The 21,877-nt window shown below is 68.7% G+C and carries 23 protein-coding genes; 10 read left to right on the forward strand and 13 right to left on the reverse strand.

Annotation, left to right across the window (positions count from 1 at the left end):
• Window positions 1-377: 377 nt before the first annotated feature.
• The 6 genes from D514_RS33440 (at window position 378) to D514_RS33465 (ending at window position 5,452) form a co-directional block, all read left to right on the forward strand.
• Window positions 378-662, forward strand: a complete 285-nt coding sequence (locus D514_RS33440) for a hypothetical protein (protein ID WP_017830746.1) — start codon at window positions 378-380, stop codon at window positions 660-662.
• A gap of 167 nt (window positions 663-829) precedes the next feature.
• The gene (locus D514_RS33445; RefSeq protein ID WP_017830747.1) at window positions 830-1,909 is read left to right on the forward strand and encodes a GNAT family N-acetyltransferase; all 1,080 of its coding nucleotides are present in this window, start codon (window positions 830-832) and stop codon (window positions 1,907-1,909) included.
• A gap of 101 nt (window positions 1,910-2,010) precedes the next feature.
• On the forward strand, window positions 2,011-2,706 hold the full coding sequence (locus D514_RS33450) for an ABC transporter ATP-binding protein (RefSeq protein WP_017830748.1): 696 nt from the start codon (window positions 2,011-2,013) through the stop codon (window positions 2,704-2,706).
• A complete protein-coding gene (locus D514_RS33455) occupies window positions 2,703-4,025 on the forward strand; it encodes an FtsX-like permease family protein (RefSeq protein ID WP_017830749.1) in 1,323 nt (440 codons plus the stop codon). The genes D514_RS33450 and D514_RS33455 overlap by 4 nt, the downstream gene beginning before the upstream one ends.
• A 45-nt stretch (window positions 4,026-4,070) precedes the next feature.
• Window positions 4,071-4,595 (forward strand): helix-turn-helix transcriptional regulator, encoded by a 525-nt coding sequence (locus D514_RS33460; protein ID WP_051056622.1) that lies wholly within the window; start codon window positions 4,071-4,073, stop codon window positions 4,593-4,595.
• Window positions 4,592-5,452: a M23 family metallopeptidase gene (locus D514_RS33465; protein ID WP_017830751.1), complete on the forward strand. Its 861-nt coding sequence runs from the start codon at window positions 4,592-4,594 to the stop codon at window positions 5,450-5,452. The genes D514_RS33460 and D514_RS33465 overlap by 4 nt, the downstream gene beginning before the upstream one ends.
• Window positions 5,453-5,457: 5 nt before the next feature.
• On the opposite strand, the gene mutM is transcribed toward D514_RS33465, so the two are convergent.
• The 6 genes from mutM to D514_RS33495 all read right to left on the reverse strand — a co-directional run bounded on the left by mutM (window position 5,458) and on the right by D514_RS33495 (window position 10,554).
• Entirely contained in the window at window positions 5,458-6,324 is an 867-nt protein-coding gene (gene mutM, locus D514_RS33470; protein WP_017830752.1) for a bifunctional DNA-formamidopyrimidine glycosylase/DNA-(apurinic or apyrimidinic site) lyase, read from the reverse strand.
• Complete coding sequence (gene rnc, locus D514_RS33475; protein WP_017830753.1) at window positions 6,317-6,988, reverse strand: ribonuclease III; 672 nt, start codon at window positions 6,986-6,988, stop codon at window positions 6,317-6,319. Before rnc ends, mutM begins: the two co-directional genes overlap by 8 nt.
• A 31-nt stretch (window positions 6,989-7,019) precedes the next feature.
• Window positions 7,020-7,229 carry a 50S ribosomal protein L32 gene (gene rpmF, locus D514_RS33480; protein ID WP_017830754.1) on the reverse strand — a complete coding sequence of 70 codons (210 nt, stop codon included), beginning with the start codon at window positions 7,227-7,229 and terminating at the stop codon, window positions 7,020-7,022.
• Between the two features lie 2 nt (window positions 7,230-7,231).
• A complete protein-coding gene (locus D514_RS33485; RefSeq protein ID WP_017830755.1) occupies window positions 7,232-7,780 on the reverse strand; it encodes a DUF177 domain-containing protein in 549 nt (182 codons plus the stop codon).
• Window positions 7,781-7,851: 71 nt separating this feature from the next.
• A complete protein-coding gene (gene coaD / locus D514_RS33490) occupies window positions 7,852-8,349 on the reverse strand; it encodes a pantetheine-phosphate adenylyltransferase (protein ID WP_017830756.1) in 498 nt (165 codons plus the stop codon).
• 30 nt (window positions 8,350-8,379) lie between these two features.
• A complete protein-coding gene (locus D514_RS33495) occupies window positions 8,380-10,554 on the reverse strand; it encodes an ATP-dependent DNA helicase RecG (RefSeq protein ID WP_017830757.1) in 2,175 nt (724 codons plus the stop codon).
• Between the two features lie 61 nt (window positions 10,555-10,615).
• Between D514_RS33495 and rsmD the strand changes: the two genes are divergently transcribed.
• Window positions 10,616-11,233: a 16S rRNA (guanine(966)-N(2))-methyltransferase RsmD gene (gene rsmD / locus D514_RS33500; protein WP_017830758.1), complete on the forward strand. Its 618-nt coding sequence runs from the start codon at window positions 10,616-10,618 to the stop codon at window positions 11,231-11,233.
• On the opposite strand, the gene thiL is transcribed toward rsmD, so the two are convergent.
• The gene (thiL, locus tag D514_RS33505; protein ID WP_017830759.1) at window positions 11,203-12,198 is read right to left on the reverse strand and encodes a thiamine-phosphate kinase; all 996 of its coding nucleotides are present in this window, start codon (window positions 12,196-12,198) and stop codon (window positions 11,203-11,205) included. The genes rsmD and thiL overlap by 31 nt on opposite strands.
• 23 nt (window positions 12,199-12,221) lie before the next feature.
• Between thiL and D514_RS0119600 the strand changes: the two genes are divergently transcribed.
• Window positions 12,222-12,704 (forward strand): DUF3515 domain-containing protein, encoded by a 483-nt coding sequence (locus D514_RS0119600; protein WP_017830760.1) that lies wholly within the window; start codon window positions 12,222-12,224, stop codon window positions 12,702-12,704.
• Between the two features lie 21 nt (window positions 12,705-12,725).
• Here the strand turns inward: D514_RS0119600 and D514_RS0119605 are convergent, their stop codons facing one another.
• The 6 genes from D514_RS0119605 to leuC all read right to left on the reverse strand — a co-directional run bounded on the left by D514_RS0119605 (window position 12,726) and on the right by leuC (window position 19,076).
• Window positions 12,726-13,808 carry a D-alanine--D-alanine ligase family protein gene (locus D514_RS0119605; protein WP_017830761.1) on the reverse strand — a complete coding sequence of 361 codons (1,083 nt, stop codon included), beginning with the start codon at window positions 13,806-13,808 and terminating at the stop codon, window positions 12,726-12,728.
• Window positions 13,714-14,847 carry an NAD(P)H-dependent glycerol-3-phosphate dehydrogenase gene (locus D514_RS33510; protein WP_031206191.1) on the reverse strand — a complete coding sequence of 378 codons (1,134 nt, stop codon included), beginning with the start codon at window positions 14,845-14,847 and terminating at the stop codon, window positions 13,714-13,716. Before D514_RS33510 ends, D514_RS0119605 begins: the two co-directional genes overlap by 95 nt.
• Window positions 14,837-15,601: a 1-acyl-sn-glycerol-3-phosphate acyltransferase gene (locus tag D514_RS33515; protein WP_017830763.1), complete on the reverse strand. Its 765-nt coding sequence runs from the start codon at window positions 15,599-15,601 to the stop codon at window positions 14,837-14,839. Before D514_RS33515 ends, D514_RS33510 begins: the two co-directional genes overlap by 11 nt.
• Complete coding sequence (gene murA / locus D514_RS33520) at window positions 15,598-16,965, reverse strand: UDP-N-acetylglucosamine 1-carboxyvinyltransferase (RefSeq protein WP_017830764.1); 1,368 nt, start codon at window positions 16,963-16,965, stop codon at window positions 15,598-15,600. Before murA ends, D514_RS33515 begins: the two co-directional genes overlap by 4 nt.
• 65 nt (window positions 16,966-17,030) lie before the next feature.
• Window positions 17,031-17,627: a 3-isopropylmalate dehydratase small subunit gene (gene leuD, locus D514_RS33525; protein ID WP_017830765.1), complete on the reverse strand. Its 597-nt coding sequence runs from the start codon at window positions 17,625-17,627 to the stop codon at window positions 17,031-17,033.
• A 3-nt stretch (window positions 17,628-17,630) separates the two neighbouring features.
• Window positions 17,631-19,076, reverse strand: a complete 1,446-nt coding sequence (gene leuC, locus D514_RS33530; RefSeq protein WP_017830766.1) for a 3-isopropylmalate dehydratase large subunit — start codon at window positions 19,074-19,076, stop codon at window positions 17,631-17,633.
• A 190-nt stretch (window positions 19,077-19,266) separates the two neighbouring features.
• Between leuC and D514_RS33535 the strand changes: the two genes are divergently transcribed.
• Entirely contained in the window at window positions 19,267-20,562 is a 1,296-nt protein-coding gene (locus D514_RS33535) for an O-acetylhomoserine aminocarboxypropyltransferase/cysteine synthase family protein (protein ID WP_017830767.1), read from the forward strand.
• Window positions 20,559-21,872: an LLM class flavin-dependent oxidoreductase gene (locus D514_RS33540; RefSeq protein WP_017830768.1), complete on the forward strand. Its 1,314-nt coding sequence runs from the start codon at window positions 20,559-20,561 to the stop codon at window positions 21,870-21,872. Before D514_RS33535 ends, D514_RS33540 begins: the two co-directional genes overlap by 4 nt.
• Window positions 21,873-21,877 lie beyond the last annotated feature (5 nt).

Consider the following 21,877-nt stretch of genomic DNA (forward strand, 5'->3'; position numbering starts at 1 on the left):
CTACGGTTGCGTCCGGATCGCCACACGAAAGGAGGTTACCGATGATTACGACTCAGCTCAACGCACAGGCCACTGGCCTCGCCGCGCCCGCGCACTTCGCGCCGCGCCACGCGTTCTCGGTAACCGCCGGCGTCCGCATCAGCGCTCTCTCGTAGAACCGCACCCCGAGATTCCGTGCCCGTAGTGGGCTCTATCCGGTCGGCTCTTCCGCGCCCCGTCTGCTGACCTGCATCCCAGGTCACGGCTCATCCCCGCGTGCGGGGTCACTTTTGCGTGACCCCGTCGCCCCGCGTTCTTCCGCATCGCTCCTGGCCGCTTCCTCGGTCGACGTGCGGTGCTTCCGCATCCATCACCGCCTTTCTCTCGAAGGAACCATCGTGAACACCACGTTGCATCGCAGCGACATCCACCCGCCCGATATCGAGGACCGCGAGGTCCTCCAGATCCCCCGCCCCGACGAGCTGCGTCGCCTGTCGCTCGCAGATCGTCTCTCCCTCCGGATCGGCCTCTGGCTCTTCCAGAGGGCACAGCGCCCCCGGCGTCCACGCCGCGGCCTGCACATCGATCCGGCAGACATGCTTCTGCTCGGCGAGCAGCGTCATCGCTCCGCCGCGGAATCCCAGGCACTGCTGATGTTCGACCTGCAGCGCGGAATGCGCTGATGGTCGGGCGTCGGTGATGCTCGTCTCCCTCCGCTGGTTCCCCACCCCCGCCTGCTCCGTGCAGGTGCGGGCGGGGAACCATCGCCGGGGCCTCAGCGCCGGCCCTCCCCCCTGCTCCGCCCGTCGCGGAGCTCACCCACTGGAAACACCTACGAAGGAAACACCACATGACGACCGTCGAACCGACGATCACGCCGCTGATCGTGCCGGTCTCCCTGGACGCCGATGACGCGGCCGACTTCAGCGCCTGCGCCGCACTCAACCGCCAGATCTGCGATGAACTGGTGGGCCTCCCCGATCTCGCCTCCACGGCCGAGCAGATGCTGCCCGGATGGCAGGACCAGACAGACGCGCTCCACCGGGGGTTCGTGGCCCGCATCGACGGGCAGATCGTCGGCATGATCACGATCTACATCGCCCTCGAAGACGAGGCTCACGCGATCGAGTTCGATCTGCTGGTGCCGCGCGAACATTGGGGGCAGGGCATCGAGGACGCCCTGCTCGCGCAGGCGGAAGCCGAGGCACGGGTGCATGATCGAAACGTCCTGCAGACCTGGACGCTGCATCGTCCGGAGGGCGCTGAGCGCATGCTCGTGCCGCGCACGAAGTGGGGACGGATCCCGGCGACTCCGCTCTCCGACCTCGTCGAGAGCGACGGCTACGTGCTCGAGCAGGTCGAGCGCAACAGCGAGTACGACCTCCACTCGGACCCCGCTCCCCTGCGTGCAGCGCTGACGGACGCGTCCGCGTTCGCCGGCCCCGACTACCGCGTCCTCGAATGGGATATGCCGACTCCGCCCGAACTCCGGGACGGCTTCGCGGACGTCCTCGCCCGACTCTCGACGGATGCGCCGAGCGGCGACATGGACTTCGCCGAGGAGAGCTGGGACGCGGATCGCGTCGCGCGCCGGGAGGCGAGGATCCTGAGCTCCGGTCAAGCCGTCTCCGTGGTCGCGGTGCAGCACGTGCCGACGGGAGAACTCGTCGCCTACAACGAGCTGGTCATCGCCGCGGACCGCACCGGTGTCACGGAACAGTACGGCACCCTGGTGCGCAAGGACCACCGCGGGCATCGTCTGGGGACGATCGTGAAGTGCGCGAACCTGCTTCGCTGGCGCGAGCTGATGCCGCACTCCACCGTCGTCTCGACCTTCAATGCGGAGGAGAACAGGCCGATGCTGAGCATCAACGAGGCGATCGGCTTCGTGCCCGTCTCGTACGCCGGGGCGTGGCAGAAGATGATCTGACGAGCGCGCGGACCCGATCTCATTCTCCGGGATGACGTCGGGTCCGCACCGTCATCCGCCGGAGCGATGACGGCACCGCGCCGGGTGGCGAGGCTGGAAGCATGAACACTCCCGTGATCGAAGCCCACGCCCTCATCAAGACCTTCGGGACCACGCGCGCTCTCGCCGGCGTCGATCTGGCGATCCATCGAGGCGAATCCGTGGCGATCATGGGCGCCTCCGGCTCCGGCAAGACGACGCTCCTGCACGTGCTGGCCGGAATCACGGCGCCCGATGCCGGCAGCGTCGTCTTCCGCCCCGCCGAGGGCGCCCCCATCGAGGTGACCGCGCTCAGCGAGTCCGCGCGGTCCCGCCTGCGTCGCGAGAGGTTCGGGTTCGTCTTCCAACAGGGTCTTCTCATTCCCGAGCTGACGGCAGTGGAGAACGTCGCGCTGGCATCCATGATCAACGGCATCCGCCGCCAGGACGCGGTGCAGCACGCGGCGTCGTGGCTCGCGGCTCTCGGGCTCGCCGGGATGGAGGATCGTCGCATCGGCGAGCTCTCCGGCGGACAGGCCCAGCGCGTCGCCATCGCCCGCGCTCAGGCGACCGGCGCAGAGCTCGTCTTCGCCGACGAGCCCACGGGCGCCCTCGATTCGACGACGTCCTCCGAGGTCATGGACGCCCTCCTGTGGTCGACGACCGGGCAGGGACGCACACTCGTCGTGGTCACGCACGATCCCGACGTCGCCGCCCGCTGCACACGCACGGTCGCCGTGCGCGACGGACGCATCATCTCGTCGGCGGTGGCCGCATGAACCGCAACGTCCTCGCCCTCCTGCTGCGGCCTGCTCCCGGCCAGAACAGCGTCCTCGCGCTGCCGGTGGTCGCCTTCGCCGTGGTGACGATGCTGGTCCTCACCGTCATCGGGGGTGCGCAGTCCTTCTGGGGATGGACGGATGAGATCGCTCCCCTCTACCAAGCCCTCGCGGCCATCGCCCTGGTCCTGCTGGTGGTGCCGCTGATGTCCCTCGGCGGCGCGGCGGCGCGGCTCTCCGCACGTCGGCGAGACGAGCGGCTCTCCACTCTCCGCCTGCTCGGAGTGTCACCGGCCGGAGTCACGGTCGCCACCGTCGCGGAGTCGGTGCTCGTGGCTGCGGTCGGCGCTCTCGCCGGTGTCATCGGCCACATCGCGATCAGCCCTCTCATCGGGCTGATCCCGTTCCGGGGCGAAGCACTCGGGTTCGCCGCCGTGGTTCTTCCGCCGCTGCAGACGGTGATCGTCATCGCGGCCGTTCTCGCACTCGCGGCCACCAGTGCCGTCATCGGCCTTCGCCGCGTCGTCATCTCGCCCCTGGGCGTGCGCACACGCACGGATGTGCCACCGGTGCACTGGATCCGCGCCGTGGTCGCCGCCGGTGCGATCGCGATCGCCTTCGTGCTGATCAAGGTGTTCCCCTCGGTCGGCGGCCTGTTGATGACGATCGTCGTCCTCGCCGGGCTGTTCGCAGCTGCGCTGGCGGTGCTGAACCTGGTCGGCCCGTGGGTGCTCAAAGTCTCAGCGGGACGCCAGCTGCGCCGCGCCGAACGTCCCGAGCGACTGCTCGCCGCGCGGATCGTGCTGGACTCTCCGAAGGCGGCGTGGCGTCAGGTCGGGGGCATCGCGATGGCGAGCTTCATGGCCGTGTTCGCCGGCACGGGAGTCGCACTGTTGAACATGATGAGCACCGCCGACGCCGCCGCGTCCGACGTCGCCCTCGCCGACGACATCCGCACCGGGCTCATCATCACACTCATCGGCTCGTTCCTGATGGTCGCGGCGTCGGTCGGGGTCAATCAGGCGTCCGACGTGCTCGACCAGCGCGACCTGCACCGCAGCCTGCATCACCTGGGCATGCCGATCGAGACCGTGGATCGGGCGCGGCGTCGCGCGATCATGTCGCCTCTGCTCGTCACGGCGATCGGGTCGGCGCTGGTCGCAGCCGTCCTGGTCTTCCCTCTCGTCGGGATCGCGCTCATCACGGCCCCTCTCTCGCTGATGACCATCGCCGCCGTCGTGTCGGTCGGGATCGGCGTGGTGTGGGCGACCACGTGGGCCACGCGCCCACTGCTGCAGCGTTCCTTCCAGACCGCCTGAGAGGGACTCATGGTCAAATAATACGTAATGACGTACTATTCGACCATGAGTGATGAGATCTCCCACCTCCGCGAAGCACTGCTTGCTCTGACCGAGCGGGTGGCTGTGCTGGAGCAGAGGCGCCACGTCTCGCACAGCGCACCCCTCGACGAAGGCGGGTTCTGGGCGTTGAACGGCTTGCAGGCGCGCCTCCACGATGACGCCTCGACGACAGAGGGAGCGGTGATGCTCGTCGGCGCTCTGACGTTGCCCACGGGAGCACCGGTGTCCTGGCAGCAGACCGTCGGAACCGCAGGACAGCTGGAGGCCACGTGGGCGGAACGCGCATCCGTCTTCGCGGCGCTCGGACACCCTGTGCGCCTTGAGCTCCTTCGTCATATCGTCTCGGGAACCCACGCCACGTCGGAGCTCGCCGCCGTCGAGGGCCTCGGGACGACCGGACAGCTGCATCATCATCTGCGCCAGCTCGTGTCGGCCGGATGGGTGCGCCAGAGTGGGCGCGGCAGCTATGAGGTGCCGGCCGCACGCATCGTGCCGCTGCTCGTCTGCGTACTGGGAGCAGAACGATGAGGCGCATCCTGCTCACCCTCTACCGTGTACGCGGGCCTCTCTACGGCGTCACCGCTCTCATCCTCGTCGCCGTCGCTTTCACCAGCGGGATCAGCCTGGGCGATGGCGCTCGTCAGGTGAGGAACATCGTCGCCGTCATCTCGGTCGGTGTGCTAACGGTCTGCGTACTTCTGGTCTTCATCGGGCCACGCCTGATTCCCACCAGAGAGGCCGTGGCGATCTCGGCTCCGGTGTCCGGGCGGTGGCTGAGCATGAACAGTCCTGCGACCAAGGTTCCGAGCCACGGGATCCGCCTGTACGGACAGGCGTACGCCATCGATCTCGTGCACGAACCCGACGACACGGCGCGCCCGACCTTCGGCAGCGGGTCCGCCATGCGGCCGGCGCGGGAGTACTCCACCTTCGGCGAGCCGGTGTTCGCCATGATCGACGGCGTCGTCGTGCGCGCCACCGACTGGCGGCGCGACCATCGAGCCCGATCGAGCGGGTTGGCGATCGCCTACATGCTGATCGAGGGAGCGGTGCGCGAGCTCGGCGGACCCGGGTTCATCTTGGGCAACCACGTGACGATCCGCGGGGCGAACGGCGACTTCGCGACAGTGGCTCACCTGGAGCAGGGGTCCGTCGCTGTGAAGGTCGGTGAGACGGTACGCGCCGGGACCCGGATCGCACGTTGCGGGAACTCCGGAAACAGCAGTGAACCGCACGTCCACGCGCAGCTCATGGATAGAGCATCGCCGTGGACGGCTCAAGGCCTACCGATGCTATTCGTCGACGTCGTCCTCGACGAGGGCGGTCCTCTCGCAGCTCTCCCCGGAACGGGGCAGCACATGATCGCTGCAGTCCCGCGCGGGTAGTCGCTCTAGGTGCGCAGCCGCTGGCACCGCGGGCAGAAGTGCGAGCCTCGGTTCATGAAGCTCTCGCGCACGATCGATGTGCCGCATCGAGGGCACGGCTTGCCCTGCTGCCCGTAGGCGTTGAGCGAGTGCGCGAAGTAGCCGGCCTGCCCGTTGACGTTGACGTACTGCGCATCGAAGCTGGTGCCACCCTCGGCGAGGGCCTTCGCGAGCACGAGGCGCACCTCGGCGAGCAGCCGGCGCACGGCCTGTGTCGACAGGCTGGCGGCGGGTGTCTCCGGGTGGATGCGCGCAGCCCACAGCGACTCGTCGGCGTAGATGTTGCCGATCCCGCTCACGACCCCCTGGTCGAGCAGCACGCGCTTGATCGCGCTCCCCCGTCGGGCCAGAGCAGCACGGAAAGCCGGATCATCGAAACGAGGATCCAGCGGATCACGGGCGATGTGCGCGACCTGGGTGGGGATCCGCGATCCTGCGTCGTCGACCAGTGCGTCCACCGCCAGCGAGCCGAAGGTCCGCTGGTCGGCGAACACGATCGCGAGTTCGCCGTGGGTCGGATGCTCGATGCCGATGCGCACGCGCTCATGGCGTTCGGCGCCCGCATCGGGAGCACGAAGCAGCATCTGGCCGCTCATCCCGAGGTGCGCGATCAGCGCGGAGTCGTCGTCGTCGAGCGGGAGCCAGAGGAACTTGCCCCGGCGGGACGCTGCGGTGAAGGTGCGCCCTTCGAGCCGACCGACGAAATCAGCGGCACCCGCGACGTGCCGCGTGAGCGCGCGTTCATCGAACACGCTCACCGCAGTGATCAGGGATCCGACGGCAGCCGGGGCGAGGCCCGCACGGACGACCTCGACCTCAGGAAGCTCAGGCACGCTCGCTGAGGGTGCGCCAGGCACTGAGGGCCGCAGCCATCTCGGCCGTCTTCTTGCTGCTGCCCGCACCGGTCATGCTCACATCGCCCACGATGACGGTGGCCACGAAACGCCGGTCGTGATCGGGCCCGCTCGCTTCCACCGAGTAGCGGGGAGGCGTCGCACCGACACGGGCGGCGAGCTCCTGCAGACTGGTCTTCGGATCCATAGCGGCGCCATAGCGCTCCGGATCGGCCAGCAGCGGCTTCGTCAGACGCAGCACGAGTTCTGTGGCGGCTTCGGGCCCGGCCGAGAGGTAGGTGGCCCCGATGACGGCTTCCATCGTGTCGGCGAGGATCGAGTCCTTGTCGCGACCGCCTGTCTGCTCCTCACCGCGTCCGAGCAGAAGATGACTGCCGAGATCGATCCCGCGGGCGACTTCGGCGAGGGCGACGGTCGACACGACGCTCGCGCGTCGTTTGGCCAGCTCGCCCTCATCGAGATCAGGGTGCGTGGTGAACAGCATGACGGTGACGGCCTGACCGAGCACCGAGTCCCCGAGGAACTCGAGCCGCTCGTTGTGCGGGATGGCACCGTGCTCGTACGCGTACGAGCGATGGGTGAGGGCCAACTCCAGAAGCTCCGCGTCGATATCGACGCGGAGCTTATCTGGGAGAGGCCTCATCCCCCCGGGGACCTCCGTCACCGTACGCGATTCAGACGTCGGCGACCTTGCGGCCCTTGTACTCCAGGAAGAGCTCCGTGCCCTGCGAGTCGGTGACGACCTTCGCCTGGTGGGGACGGCTGTAGACGACCTGGCCGTTCTCGATCGTCTTGACGAGCGCGACGGGCGCTGCCTTCCACTGCGCGCGGCGCGAGCGGGTGTTCGAACGGGATACCTTGCGCTTCGGGGGGTTACCAGCCATGACTAGCTCTCTTCTTTCTCGGCGGCACGAGATTCTTCCGTGCCGTCTTGGTCTGTGATGTTCTGGAGCGCACTCCACCGAGGATCGATGGGAGCGGCCTGCTCCGTTCCGGTGCTCACGGTCAGTCGTTCACCCGTTTTCGGGTCGAGACCCGGGCAATCCGGCTGACACACCGGCTGAAAAGGAAGTGCCAGTACGGCCGCATCCCTGACGAGAGTTTCAAGATCCACGTGGTCGTCTTGAACCTCGAAGTCAGTTTCTTCCTCACCAGGATACGCGAAAAGCTCCTGGAACTCGACTTCGACGGGCCGAGTGATGTCGATCAGGCATCTTCCGCACACACCGGCGTATTCCGCATCAGCGGTTCCCGACACGAGGATGCCCTCGTGGACGGACTCCAACCGCACATCCAGATCGAGTTCGGACCCGGCCTCGTAGGACACGATCCCCTCACCCCACGCCTCGGAGAGAGCGACGGTGAACTCGTGTTCGCGCATCTCTCCCGGTCGCCGGACGATGTCGCGGGCAGGGAGCACAAAAGGGCCGTTCATTCGAGAGCGCACTCTTCCATGCTACCGGCCAGGGCTCACGGTCGCTCTGACCGCGCGTTCAGGGAAGGGCGTCAGAGCCCGCGGGAGCCGGTGTCCAGGAACGCCGCGACCGCCGAGGGGACGAAGGGCGTCACATCGCCGCCGAGAGATGCGACCTGGCGCACGAGGGAGCTGGAGACCATGGCGTGCGAGGGGTCGGGCAGGAGGAACACGGTCTCGATGCCGGCGAGGTGTCTGTTCACGATCGCCATCGGAGACTCGTACGCGACGTCGATCTGGGAGCGGATGCCCTTCACCAGCACACCGGCGTTCACATCGCGGGCGTAATCGACCAGGAGACCCATGCTCCACGAACCGATGACGATGTTGCCCTGCATCCCGTCGTCGGCGATCGACTTCTCCAGCAGGGAGAGCCGCTGCGCGATCGGCAGCATCGCCTCTTTGCCCGGGTTGTGCACGACCAGCACGTGCAGCTCGTCGTAGAGGGCGGCCGCGCGCCTGATCACATCGAGGTGACCCAGCGTAGGCGGATCGAAGGAACCCGGGACGACGGCGATCCGGCTGCTCATGGTTCCAGCCTAGGGCACGTCGGTTCCGCGTCAGTTCTTCGCCAGCGCCGCGCGATCCTCATCGCTCACACGTCGTGCGATCGCCTCGCGAAGGCCCGGGTGATCGGCCAGGTCGGGGTCGGCGGAGAGGATGCCCTCGGCCAGCTCACGCGCCCGGGCGATGAGGCCGGCGTCCTTGACGACGCGAAGGAGCTTGAGGGAAGAGCGGACTCCCGCCTGCGCCGCCCCGAGCACATCGCCCTCACCGCGCAGCTCCAGATCGACCTCGGCGAGGGCGAAGCCGTCGAGAGTGGCGGCGACGGCATCGACGCGGTCCCGCGCGAGCGACCCCGCCTCCGCCTCGGTCACGAGGAGGCACAGCCCGGGGACGCCGCCTCGACCGACTCGCCCGCGCAACTGGTGCAGCTGCGAGACCCCGAACCGGTCGGCATCGAGGACGATCATCGTCGAGGCGTTGGGCACGTCGACGCCGACCTCGATCACCGTTGTGGCGAGAAGGAGGTCGATGTCGCCGCGGGCGAACGACTGCATCACGGCGTCTTTCTCATCCGACGGCATACGACCGTGCAGCACGGCTCGCCGGAGCCCGCCCAGCGTCGGGTGGGTCGCGAGAGCCTCGTCGAGCTGGACGACCCCCCAGCGGGGCCCGGAGGCGCCCTCGGGCGCGAGCACCGACTGCTCCCCCGCTTCGGCCATCTTCTTGGTCGTGTCGATCGCCGCGCACACCGCGAAGACCTGCCGCCCCTGGGCGATCTCCTCCGCGGCCCGCTCCCAGACGCGGTTGAACCACCCGGGGTGCTCGGCGAGCGGAGCCACGAACGACTCGATGCCGGCGCGGCCCGCCGGCATGGTGCGGATCACAGAGGTGTCGAGGTCGCCGAAGACGGTCATCGCGACCGTGCGCGGGATCGGCGTCGCCGTCAGCACGAGGGCGTGCGGACTCGAACCCTTCGCCCGCAGAGCCTCGCGCTGCTCGACCCCGAAGCGGTGCTGCTCGTCGACCACGACCAGTCCGAGGTCGGCGAACGTCGTCTTGTCCCCCAGCAGGGCATGGGTTCCGACCACGATCAGCGCCTGCCCGGAGGCGACCCGCAGGGCGGCCTTGCGGCGCTCGGCCGCGGGCATCTGACCAGTCAGCAGCGTCGGCATCAGCAACGGTGCGAGATCGGGACCGAGCATCTTGGCGATCGAGCGCAGGTGCTGACCGGCCAAGACCTCTGTGGGGGCGATCAGCGCGGCCTGTCCACCGCTCTCGGCCACCTGCAGCATCGCGCGGAGGGCAACAAGGGTCTTTCCGGATCCGACTTCACCCTGAACGAGACGGTTCATGGGCCAGGCGCCGACGAGGTCGGCGGCGATCTGCCGTCCCACCGTCTCCTGATCGGGAGTGAGCGTGTACGGGAGGCTCGCGTCGAAGCGCTCGAGCAATCCGCCCGCGCTCGCAGGCCGCGACGTGGCCGAGAGCGCACGAATCGCATCCCGCTGCTGGAGGAGCGCCGTCTGCAGGGTGAGCGCCTCGTGCATGCGCAGGGTGCGCACGGCCGGGTCGATGTCGTTCCGGGTGCGGGGGCGGTGCACCAGTTCGAGAGCCTCGCGAGCGGTGAGCAGCTCTTCGCGTTCTCGTATCTCCGCGGTCAACGGGTCGGGGGCTTCCGAGAGGTCGTCGAGCACGCGACCGATGAGTCTGGCTATCTGCCAGGTCTGGATCGTCGAGGTCGCGGGATAGATCGGGATCGGCACGGCTGCGCGCGCGTCGGCACTGCGCCGAGCGGAATCCTCATCGTCGAACAGCTCGTACTCCGGGTGGGCGAACTGCGTCACTCCGTTGAACTCCCCGACCTTGCCGGAGAACACACCGCGTCGTCCCACGGCGAGATCTTTCGACCGCCACTCGGCTGCGCCGACGTTCTTGGCGAAGAAGGTCAGCGACATGCGTCCGATCCCGTCGCCGATCACGACGTCGACCATGGCACCGGGCCGGTTGCGCATGCGACGGAAGCTCGAGGAGAGCACCTCGGCGACGATGGTGACCGTCTCTCCGAGGGGCAGGTCGCGGATCGGCGTGAGCTCGCCCGGGTCGGCGTAGCGGCGCGGATAGTGCGCGAGCAGGTCTCCGACGCTCTGCATGCCGAAGGCGCGACCGAGCGTCTTGGCAGACGCCGCACCGAGCGCATCCTCCAACGAGGAATCGAGCGTGAGCGACATGCTCCGAGTCTAGGGAACACGATGGACACAGCCGGCACGCCGGCTGTCGTATCGTGAACGGGTGACGAGGATCATCGCAGGCAGCGCCCGAGGCGCCCGACTCGAGGTGCCGGGCTCGGGCACACGCCCCACGAGCGATCGGGTGCGCGAGTCGCTGTTCGGTGCGCTGGAATCCCTGAGCGCGATCGAGGGCGCGCGAGTGCTCGACCTCTACGCCGGATCCGGCGCCCTCGGCCTCGAGGCGCTCAGCCGCGGAGCGGCGAGTGCCGAGTTCGTGGAACGCGCACGCCAGGCCGCGGCCATCGTCCGACGCAACGCCGCCGTCGTCGCCAAGGCGGGCGGTCTGACGCCCGGTCGCGTCCACGAGAGCACCGCACACGCGTTCCTGCAGCGCGCGACGGGACCTTTCGACCTCGTCTTCACCGATCCGCCCTACGATCTCGACGACACCGCCATGACCGCCGATCTCGTCGCCCTCGCTCCGCTGCTGTCGGCGGACGCCGTGGTGGTCGTCGAGCGGGCGCGCCGTTCCACGCCCCCCGACTTCGGAGCAGCGAATCTGGAGCAGTTCCGCGAGAAGAGCTACGGCGACACCACGGTGTGGTGGGCTGAACCCGCCCCGGCGGCGAAGGACTCCGAGCGGCTCGATCAGCCGGCGACCGAGTCCCAGTCCCGGTAGGGGTCCCACCCGGAGAGGTCGACAGGAACGTCGTCGCAGAGCAGGTCTTCTTCTCCCCGAGCCCGAACCGAACCGATGACCCGGAATCCCGGCGGCAGCGTCCCCTCGGGGAAGGTCGCGAGCAGCGCATGGTCCTCTCCCCCCGCCAGCGCGCGTTCCGGATCGTCTCCGAGAAGAGAGCGGTCGAGGGCGATCGTGACCCCGGAAGCCGCGGCCATCCGTCGTGCATCGATCGCGAGCCCGTCGGAGACGTCCATCATCGCCGTGGCGCCCGCGGTCGCCGCGACCGCACCGAGGCCGATCGGCGGTGCGGGTCGAAGCTGTGCCGCCAGCGCCGCGCTCTCGCCCGAAGCGAGCTTCGCCGGATCCACCGGCACGGGGACATCTCCGTCTCGGAACCGCCCGAACAGCACCGCGAGACCGCGAGCGGCATGGCCCAGCTCCCCGGCCACCGCGATGACATCACCGGCTCGCGCACCGCTCCGCGTCACCGCGACACGCCCCTCCAGGTCGCCGAGAGCGGTCACGGCCACCGTCAACACGTCGGACACCGTCAGATCGCCGCCGACCACGGCGCATCCGGGCGCGAGAGATGCACAGGCGTCACGGAAGCCGTCGGCGAGGCGCTCGACGAACGACAGGCGCAGCTCCCGCGGGACGGCCAGAGCGACGAGCAGCGCGGTCGGGCGGGCACCCATCGCCGCGACATCGGCGAGGTTCACCGCCGCAGCCTTCCAGCCGAGGTCGTACCCACTCGACCATGCGAGACGGAAGTCGGGACCGTGCACGAGCGTGTCCGTCGTCGCCACCACCGAGCCGGAGGGCGTGGCGATGACGGCCGCATCATCGCCCGGACCGATCAGCGTGTGCGACGCCGCGGGGGTCCGGGTCAGGATCGCCTGGAGGATACGCCCCTCGGACACATCTCCCAGGCGCGGATCGTCGGTATCGGGTCGGGAGGGCATGCTGTCAAAGGTAGCCTGGAAGCATGCCCCGCTCCCGTCGCCTCGCTGTCCTCGCAGGCGCGGTGTCCCTGGCCGCGATGCTCGCCGGCTGCTCGACCACCGTGCACCTCGAACCCGCCGCCGATGCGAACAACCCCGCATGCGCGAACGTCTCCGTGCTGCTGCCGGAGACCGTCGGCGGATTCGATCGGGTCTGGACCGACGCGCAGGCGACAGGTGCCTGGGGAGAACCCACCGTCGTGCTGCGCTGCGGTGTCGAGCCCCCCGCACCGTCTGCACTCGTGTGCACCACCCTCGGCGGCGTCGACTGGTTGGTCCTCGAGCAGGAAGAGGAGCGTCAGAGGCTGGTCACGTTCGGACGCGACCCCGCGGTCGAGGTGACCATCCGCCGCGGCGAGCAGATCGACTTCCAGGCGATCGTCGACAAGATCTCCGCCAGCATCCAGTCCGGGCTCCAGCCCGCGACCGGACAGTGCACGGACCGCGTCGAGTTCCCCGCGAGCTGATCGCCGCGGGGAACCGCGCGCTCAGCGGCGCAGACCGGCTTCGACGAGCTCGGTGATCAGATCGCCGTAGCTCAGGCCCGAGGCGACCCAGCACTTGGGGAACATCGAGATCGGGGTGAAGCCCGGCATCGTGTTGAGTTCGTTCACCACGAGCTCGCCCGACGGCGTCAGGAACATGTCGACGCGGGCCAGCCCACGACCGTCGACGGCCTCGAACGCGCGGATGCCCGCTTGCTGGATGGCCGCCAGCTCCGCGTCGGTCACCTCCGCCGGGCACACGACGTCCACGCCGTCGCCGCCGAGGTACTTGCCCTCGAAGTCGTAGAAGCCCCGCGAGGTCAGCACGATCTCGCCGGGAAGAGATGCCCGGACCCCGTCGGCGCTCTCGAGCACCGCGACCTCGATCTCGCGACCGCTCACGCCGGTCTCGATCAGCACCTTGTCGTCTTCGGCGAAGGCCACGGCCAGGGCCGCGTCCAGTTCGTCGGCGGCTTCGACCTTGGACACCCCGACGCTCGAGCCCGCACGTGCGGGCTTCACGAACACCGGCAGGCCCAGCTCCGCGGCCCTCGCACGCACGACTGCGGCATCGCGATCCCAGTCCGAGCGGCGCACCGTCACCCAAGGAGCGACCGAGATGCCGGAGGCCTCGAGCGCGATCTTCATGAAGTGCTTGTCCATGCAGAGTGCGGAGTCGAGGACCCCACCGCCCGCGTAAGGGACCTCCAGCGTGTCGAAGAAGCCCTGGATGGTGCCGTCCTCGCCGTGCGGTCCATGCAGGATCGGCAGCACCACGTCGATCTCTCCCAGTCCCTCGACGGTGCCGTCCGTCTGCACAACGCGCAGGGTGCGGTCGCCGCCCGGCTCCGGCCAGAGCACGCGCGTGCCGTTGTCGACCACTTCGGGGAGATGCGCCGCGTCGAGCGGGAACTTCGCGGGATCGTCGTCTTCGAGGACGAACGCGCCTTCCCGGGTGATCCCGACCGGGATCACGGCGTAGCGGTCGCGGTCAATCGCGCCCAGCACGCCCCCCGCCGTTGCGGAACTGATCGAATGCTCGCTGGAGCGCCCGCCGAAGAGCACCACCACCGTCTGCTTGTCCATGGTTGGTCCTCTCACCCTGCGGGGTGTCGTCGTCCGTCGTCAGGTGCGGTGCGATGTCCCGCGGATTCATCTTGCCGTCGAGCACCATCTTCACCTGCTCGACGATGGGCATGTCGATCTCGGCCTCGCGCGCCAGCTGCAGGACGGGCGCGACGGAGGCCAATCCCTCGGCCGTCTGCTGCATCTGCTTCACGACGTCCTGGAAGCTGTAGCCCTGACCGAGCAGTCGCCCTGCGGTGTTGTTCCGGCTCAGCGGCGACTGACAGGTCGCGATCAGGTCGCCGAGCCCGGCAAGCCCCTGGAGCGTCTCGGGGTGAGCCCCGTTCGCCACCGCGAAGTCGGTCATCTCGACGAGACCTCGGGTGATGATCGACGCCTTGGTGTTCTCGCCGTAGCCGACGCCGTCGACGATGCCGATGGCCACCGCGATCAGGTTCTTCAGGACGCCGCCGAACTCCGTGCCGATCACATCGGTGTTCACGAAGGTGCGAAAGTAGCTGTTCCGAGCTGCGCGCGCGACGATCTCCGCCGTCTCCTGACTGCGCGAGGAGATCACGGCGGCGGTCGGCTGCTCGCGGGCGATCTCGAGAGCGAGGTTCGGCCCCGAGGCCACGGCGACGCGATCGGGGTCGCAGCGCAGCTCCTGCTGGATCACCTGGCTCATGCGCAGTCCGGTTCCGCGCTCGACGCCCTTCATGAGGCTGATGATCTTGGCATCGCTGTCGGCGAGCAGCGGCCGCAGCGCCTTCAGGTTCTCCCGCAGCGACTGGCTCGGCACCGACAGGTAGACCTGATCCACGCCGTCCAGAGCGGTTGCGAGCTCGTGCGTCGCCGCCATCGTGCGCGGCAGGTTGATGCCGGGCAGATAGCGGGAGTTGCGCTTGGCCTCGTTGATCTCCTGGGCCAGCTCCGGGCGCCGAGCCCACATCGTCACCTGAGCGCCACCGTCGGCGAGGATCTTGCCGAACGTGGTTCCCCAGCTGCCAGATCCTACGACCGCGGCCCGCGGCCCGGCCGCAGCGGTTCTCTTAGGAGTCAAGGCGTCCGGTCTCCTTCTGTCCGTGGCTCGCGGGGTTCCAGCGCTCCGCGGGTGCCTTCTCGTCGCGCAGCTCTTCGAGGAGCGCGGTGATCGCGTTCATCAGACGGTTCGTCGCCTCGGTGAGGGCCGCAGGCTCTCCTGCCCGCTCGCGCAGATCGGAGACATCGACGGGGTCGCCGATGAGCACTCTGACCGGCTTGCGCAGCGGCCACAGGCTCAGGCCCTTCTGGTAGCGCCCCATGATCGCCTGGGTACCCCACTGCGCCATCGGGATCAGGGGGATGCCATCGGCGAGGGCCAGACGCACCGCGCCGGACTTGCCGCGCATCGGCCACATGTCGGGATCGCGCGTGAGCGTGCCCTCGGGGTAGACGATCACGCCCCGACCGTGCTCGACGAGCTCTTCCGACTGCTTCATCGTCTGCCGTGCGGACGACGCCGAAGACGTGCGCGCGACCGGGATCATCCCGGTGCGATGCAGGAACCAGCCGAGCACAGGGACCTTGAACAGGCTCTCCTTGGCCATGAACCGCGGCGCGCGACCGGACCGCCATACGGCGACGGCAACGATGAGCGGATCGAACTCCGAGTAGTGGTTCGGGGCGAGCACGTACGATCCCTCGCGCGGCAGCTTCTCCGCACCGCTCACGCGGATCTTCGCGATCAGCGAGACGGGAGGGATGATCAGCGCGGCGAGCGGCCAGAAGATGCTCGGCCGCGTCGTCTCCGATGACCGGGACGTCACCGCGGTCACCGGATGACGTCGAAGTCGGCGCCGAGCGCGTCGAGCTTGGCGAGGAACTTCTCGTAGCCGCGGCTGAGGATGTCGACACCGGAGACCTTCGACTCGCCGGTGGCCGTCAGCGCCGCGATCACGTGGCTGTAGCCCCCGCGCAGGTCGGGAACCACGATGTCGGCGCCGTGCAACGGCGTCGGACCGGTGATGACCGCAGCCTGCTCGAGGTCGCGACGCGGAACACGACGCGGACCGTCCTGGAGGCCACGGGGGTGCACGACGATGTCGGCACCCATCTTGACCAGCGCGTCGGTGAAGCCCATGCGGTTCTCGTACACGGTCTCGTGCACCACGGAACGGCCGTGCGCCTGCGTCAGGGCGACGACGAGAGGCTGCTGCCAGTCCGTCATGAAGCCGGGGTGCACGTCGGTCTCGATCACGACGGGCTTGATCTCGCCGTCGCGACGGAAGAGGATGCCGTCTTCCTGGATGTCGAACCAGCCGCCGGCCTTGCGGAAGATGTTGAGGAAGGTGAGCATCTCCTGCTGCTTCGCACCGCCGACGAAGATCTCGCCATCGGTCGCGAGCGCGGCGGAGGCCCAGGACGCGGCCTCGTTGCGGTCGAAGATCGAGCGGTGGTCGTAGCCGCGGAGCTTCTCGACGCCCTCGATCACGATGACGCGGTTCGGCTCGTAGGAGATGATCGCGCCCATCTTCTGCAGCACGGCGATCAGGTCCATGATCTCGGGCTCGATGGCGGCGTTGCGCAGCTCCGTGACGCCCTCGGCGCGCACAGCAGTGAGGAGCACCTGCTCCGTGGCACCGACGCTGGGGTACGGGAGGTGGATGTTCGCCCCGTGCAGGCGGCTTCCCCCCGTGGAGAGGCGGATGCCGCTGGGCAGCTTCTCGACGATCGCACCGAACTTGCGCAGAGCGTCCAGGTGGAAGTCGATGGGCCGGTCACCGATGCGGCATCCACCGAGGTCGGGGATGAACGCCTGACCGAGACGGTGCAGCAGCGGGCCGCAGAAGAGGATCGGAATGCGCGAGGCACCGGCGTGAGCGTCGATCTGCTCGAAGTGCGCGGATTCCACGTCGCTCGGGTCGAACACCAGCGAACCGGGCTCATCGCCCTCGGACACGCGAACGCCGTGCACCTCGAGCAGCGAGCGTACGACGGCGACATCGCTGATCGCCGGCACGTCGCGCAGCGTGCTCACGGTCTCACCGAGGAGGGAGGCGACCATGGCCTTCGTCGCCAGGTTCTTCGCCCCCTTGACGTCGACCCGACCGCGAAGCGGTCGTCCGCCTCGAATGGCGAGGACGTCTCCGGTGAGTGCAGGGACTCCGTCCGGAAGAGCGTCGCGCACAGGTGTCGTCATTCGGAGCCTCACTTCATTTACGGATTTCGGGGGCGGGTTGCCCCTGGCTCCCCCGCCCCCACCGTCTACTGAACGGGAAGGGTTCGGGGCCGCCACGACTCGCGACGGGCCTCGAACTGCGCGATCTTGTCTTCGTTGCGCAGCGTGAGCCCGATGTCATCGAGCCCTTCGAGGAGCCGCCATCTAGTGTAATCGTCGATCCCGATCTCGGCCTGGACGTCACCGATCGAGGCGGTGCGCGCCTCGAGGTCGACGGTCATCCGGACCCCGGGATTCCGCTCGATCTCGGCCCAGAACCGCTCGAGATCCTCTTCCGAGATCGTCGCGGCGAGCAGCCCCTGCTTGCCCGAATTGCCCCGGAAGATGTCGGCGAAACGCGGGCTCAGCACCACTTTGAAGCCGAAGTCCCGCAAGGCCCACACCGCGTGTTCGCGGCTCGAACCGGTGCCGAAATCGGAGCCGGCCAGGAGCACGGAGGCCCCGTGGAACGCTGGCTGGTTGAGCACGAAGTCCGGGTCCTGGCGCCACGCATGGAACAGCGCGTCCTCGAATCCGGTCTTGGTGACGCGCTTGAGGAACACCGCAGGGATGATCTGATCGGTGTCGACGTTCGAACGCTTCAGCGGAGCGGCGATGCCGGTGTGAGTGGTGAACTTCTCCATGATTCAGAACCCTTCCGTCAGGTCGCTCGGGCTGGACAGGGTGCCGCGGATGGCGGTCGCTGCGGCGACGAGAGGCGAGACGAGGTGCGTGCGCCCTCCCTTGCCCTGGCGTCCTTCGAAGTTGCGGTTGGAGGTGGAGGCGCAGCGTTCGCCCGGAGCCAGCTGATCCGGGTTCATGCCCAGACACATCGAGCATCCGGCGAATCGCCACTCCGCCCCGAAGTCCTTGATCACCTTGTCCAGGCCTTCCGCCTCGGCTTCCAGCCGCACCCTGGCCGATCCGGGCACGACCATGACGCGCACGCCGTCGGCCTTCTTCTTGCCCTCGATGATCGACGCGAACGCCCGGAGGTCCTCGATGCGGCTGTTGGTGCACGAACCCATGAAGACCGCGTCCACCGGAACCTCCTTGAGCGGTGTCCCCGGCTTCAGGTCCATGTACTCCAGCGCCCGCTCCGCGGCTGCGCGCTCATTCGGGTCGTCGATCTCGGCGGGGTCGGGCACAGCGGCCGAAAGGGAGCTGCCCTGACCGGGGTTGGTCCCCCACGTCACGAACGGCTCGAGCTGGTCGGCATCGATGAACACCTCGGCGTCGAAGGTCGCACCCTCATCGGTCGGCAACGTGCGCCAGTAGGCGACGGCGTCTTCCCAGTCCTGCCCCTTCGGCGCGTGCGGGCGACCCTCGAGGTAGGCGAACGTCGTCTCGTCGGGGGCGACCATGCCGGCGCGGGCCCCTGCCTCGATCGACATGTTGCAGATCGTCATGCGGCCCTCCATGGAGAGCGCACGGATGGCGCTGCCGCGGAACTCGAGCACGTAGCCCTGTCCCCCGCCGGTACCGATCTTCGCGATCACCGCGAGGATGATGTCCTTCGCCGTCACACCGGGGCGCAACGTGCCCTCGACGTTGATCGCCATGGTCTTGAAAGGCTTCAACGGCAGGGTCTGCGTGGCCATGACGTGCTCGACCTCGCTGGTGCCGATACCGAACGCCATCGCGCCGAACGCGCCGTGGGTCGAGGTGTGCGAATCGCCGCAGACCACGGTGATGCCGGGCATGGTCAGCCCGAGCTGGGGCCCGACCACGTGCACGATGCCCTGCTCCGCATCGCCGAGCGAGTGCAGACGCACCCCGAACTCGGCGGCATTGCGCCGCAGCGTCTCGATCTGCGTACGGCTGGTCAGGTCGGCGATCGGCTTGTCGATGTCCCACGTCGGAGTGTTGTGATCCTCCGTCGCGATCGTGAGGTCGAGGCGACGAAGCGGCCGCCCCTCGCTGCGCAGGCCATCGAACGCCTGCGGGCTGGTGACCTCGTGCACGAGGTGCAGGTCGATGTAAATGAGGTCCGGCTCGCCGTTCTCGCCCTTGACGACGAGGTGGTCGTCCCAGACCTTCTCGGCGAGAGTCCTGCGGCGTGCGGAAGCGGCACCGTGTGCGGGGGTGGTCATTGCGTGTCTCCTGTGGCTGGCGGTTCGGCCCACGATGGACTCCGCGACGAGGAGGGGCTCAGATCGAGGTCTCGTCGCGGCGCCTAAGAAGAAGGAGCACGGTCCGCATGACGTCAGATTACCACCGCTGCGACGTGCTCCGACCCGTCATGACACTCTGTTGAGCACCCGAACGACCGAGAGGCACCGCATGACCGTCGACACCGCCCGCTTCGCCACCCGCGCGGTCCACGCGGCGAGAAGCCGGGAGACGGCCAGCTCCCGCGCGACGCCCATCTACCTGACGGCGGGCTTCGAGTTCGACGACTTCGATCACGCGGCCGACCACTTCAGCACCGGCACCGGCTTCGGCTACACCCGCACAGGGAACCCCACGGTGCGCGCCGTGGAACGCCAGCTCGCAGCCCTCGAGTCCGGCGCCGACGCCGTGCTCGTAGCCAGCGGCCAGGCAGCAGTGGCGACGGCCCTTCTGACCGTCGCCGGCGCGGGCGATCACATCGTGTCGTCCACCCACATCTACGAAGGCACCAGGGGCCTGTTCCTGGACAACCTCGCTCGGCTCGACATCGAGACCACGTTCGTCGACGACATCGCCGATGCGGATGCCTGGCGGGCGGCGATCCGCCCGAACACCCGCGCGCTGTTCGCCGAGTCGCTCGCCAACGCCCGCAACGACGTGCTCGACGTCCGCGCCATCAGCGACGTCGGCGATGCGCACGCGATCCCACTGATCGTCGACAACACGCTGGCGACGCCGGCACTGCTGCGCCCTCTCGAGCACGGCGCGGCGATCGTGGTCCATTCCGCGTCGAAGTTCCTGGCCGGGCACGGCTCCGTGCTCGGCGGCGTCATCGTCGACGACGGGCGCTTCGACGCCGCTCTCTCCGGTCACAACGCGCCCCATCTCGTCCTCCCCGGCCGAGGGGACGCACCCAGCGTCTTCGCCCGCCACGGGGGCCGCGCCCGCATCGCCTACGCCCGCGAATCCGTCGCCCCGCGATTCGGCGCATCGCCCTCCCCTCTCAACGCCTTCCTGATCGGACAGGGCGTCGAGACGCTCGGCCTGCGAGTCGAGCGCCAGTCTCGCAACGCCCTGCAGATCGCCCAGTGGCTGCAACGGCACGAGGAAGTCGAGAGCGTCGACTACGTCGGGCTCCCCTCGCACCCCGACCACGAGGTCGGCACGCGCTACCTCGAGGGCGGGTCCGGCTCGATCTTCACCTTCACCCTGCGAGGCGGGCTCCCCGCGGCACGCCGATTCGTCGAGCACGTGCGGGTCTTCACCCACATGACCCACATCGGAGATGTGCGCTCTCTGGTGCTGCACCCCGGGACCACCAGTCATGCCCAGCGCACCGAGGAGGAGCGCGAGGCTCTCGGCGTGCGGCCGGGCACCCTGCGGTTGTCGATCGGCATCGAGGACGTCGACGATCTGATCGCGGATCTGTCCCGCGTGCTCCACAACGTGCGGGAGACGGTGGCATGAGCCGCCCTCAGCACTTCGGCTGGTTCCTCGCCCGCGGCTTCGGACCGCAGGGCTGGGGCTATCCGTCCCTCGAATGGGACTACGACTGGACGCGCCCCGAGATCTATCAGGACGCCGCGCGCACCCTGGAGCAGGCCGGCTTCGATCTGGTCATCATCGAGGACGCGCCCTCGTTGGGATCGCCTTCGACGATCGATCTGCGCGTCCGGCACGCGTTCGGCGGCCCGAAGCACGATCCGCTCCTGCTGGCTCCCTATCTGTTCCAGGCGACCAGGCACCTGGGCGTGGTGCCGACGGTGAATCCCGCCGCGTACCTCCCCTACACGGCCGCCCGGCAGTTCGCGACGCTGCAGCACCTCAGCGGCCATCGCCTGGGTCTCAACGTGGTCACCGACACCGGCAGCGCACGGCACTTCTCCGCGGCCCCGCAGCTCGGGCACGACGAGGCCTACGACCGCGCCGAGGAATGGCTCGACGGCATCCGCGCCCTCTGGCGCAGCTGGGACGACGGCGCCCTCCTCGCCGATCGGGAGACGGATCTCTACGCCGACGGCACCCGCCTGCGTGCGGTCGAGCATCGCGGTGAGCACTTCGCCTTCGACGGCCCGCTCAACGCCGTGCCGTTCACCGACGGGGACCCTGCGATCGTCTCCCCCGGGGGCTCGGGCCGAGGGCTCGGCTTCGCCGGCGCGAACTCCGACGTCCAACTCGCTCTGGCGCCCCTGAACGAGAAGTCCGTGCGGGACTACCGCGCCAGAGTGCACGACGCGGCGACCGAGAGCGGACGACGTCCGGAGGACATCAAGATCCTCTTCGCCATCCAGCCTGTGATCACGCCCTCGGCGGAGGAGGCCGACCGCATCGTGGCCGCGTCCGCACACCCCGACGATGCCGCGCTCGTGCAGATCGCCCGCAAGCAGTCGAGTGACCTCGAGACCGATCTCACGTCGCTCGACCTCGACCGGCCGCTCGACCTCTCCGTCTTCGGCGCGCACGTCTCCCGCGGCAGCATCCAGCGTCTGATCGGCGACCGGGGCGAGGAGGCGCCACTGCGCGCACACCTCAGCGCGCTCGCCCGTGCAGGCCGGATCTCGGACCGCACCGGCTTCGTCGGCACGGCCGAGGAGTTCGCCGACCTGATCGAAGAGCTCGGCGAATGGGGCAACGACGGCGTCCTGCTGTGGGGGGACTTCCATCCGGTCACCCTCCACCGCACCCTCGACGAGCTCGTGCCGGTGCTCCGACGGCGCGGCATCCTCCGTCGGGAGTATGCGGACGGCGGCCTGCAGGCGAACCTGCGCGCGTTCTGAGCGGC

The organism is Microbacterium sp. UCD-TDU (genome assembly GCF_000340625.1).
In the GTDB taxonomy this organism is placed as follows: domain Bacteria; phylum Actinomycetota; class Actinomycetes; order Actinomycetales; family Microbacteriaceae; genus Microbacterium; species Microbacterium maritypicum.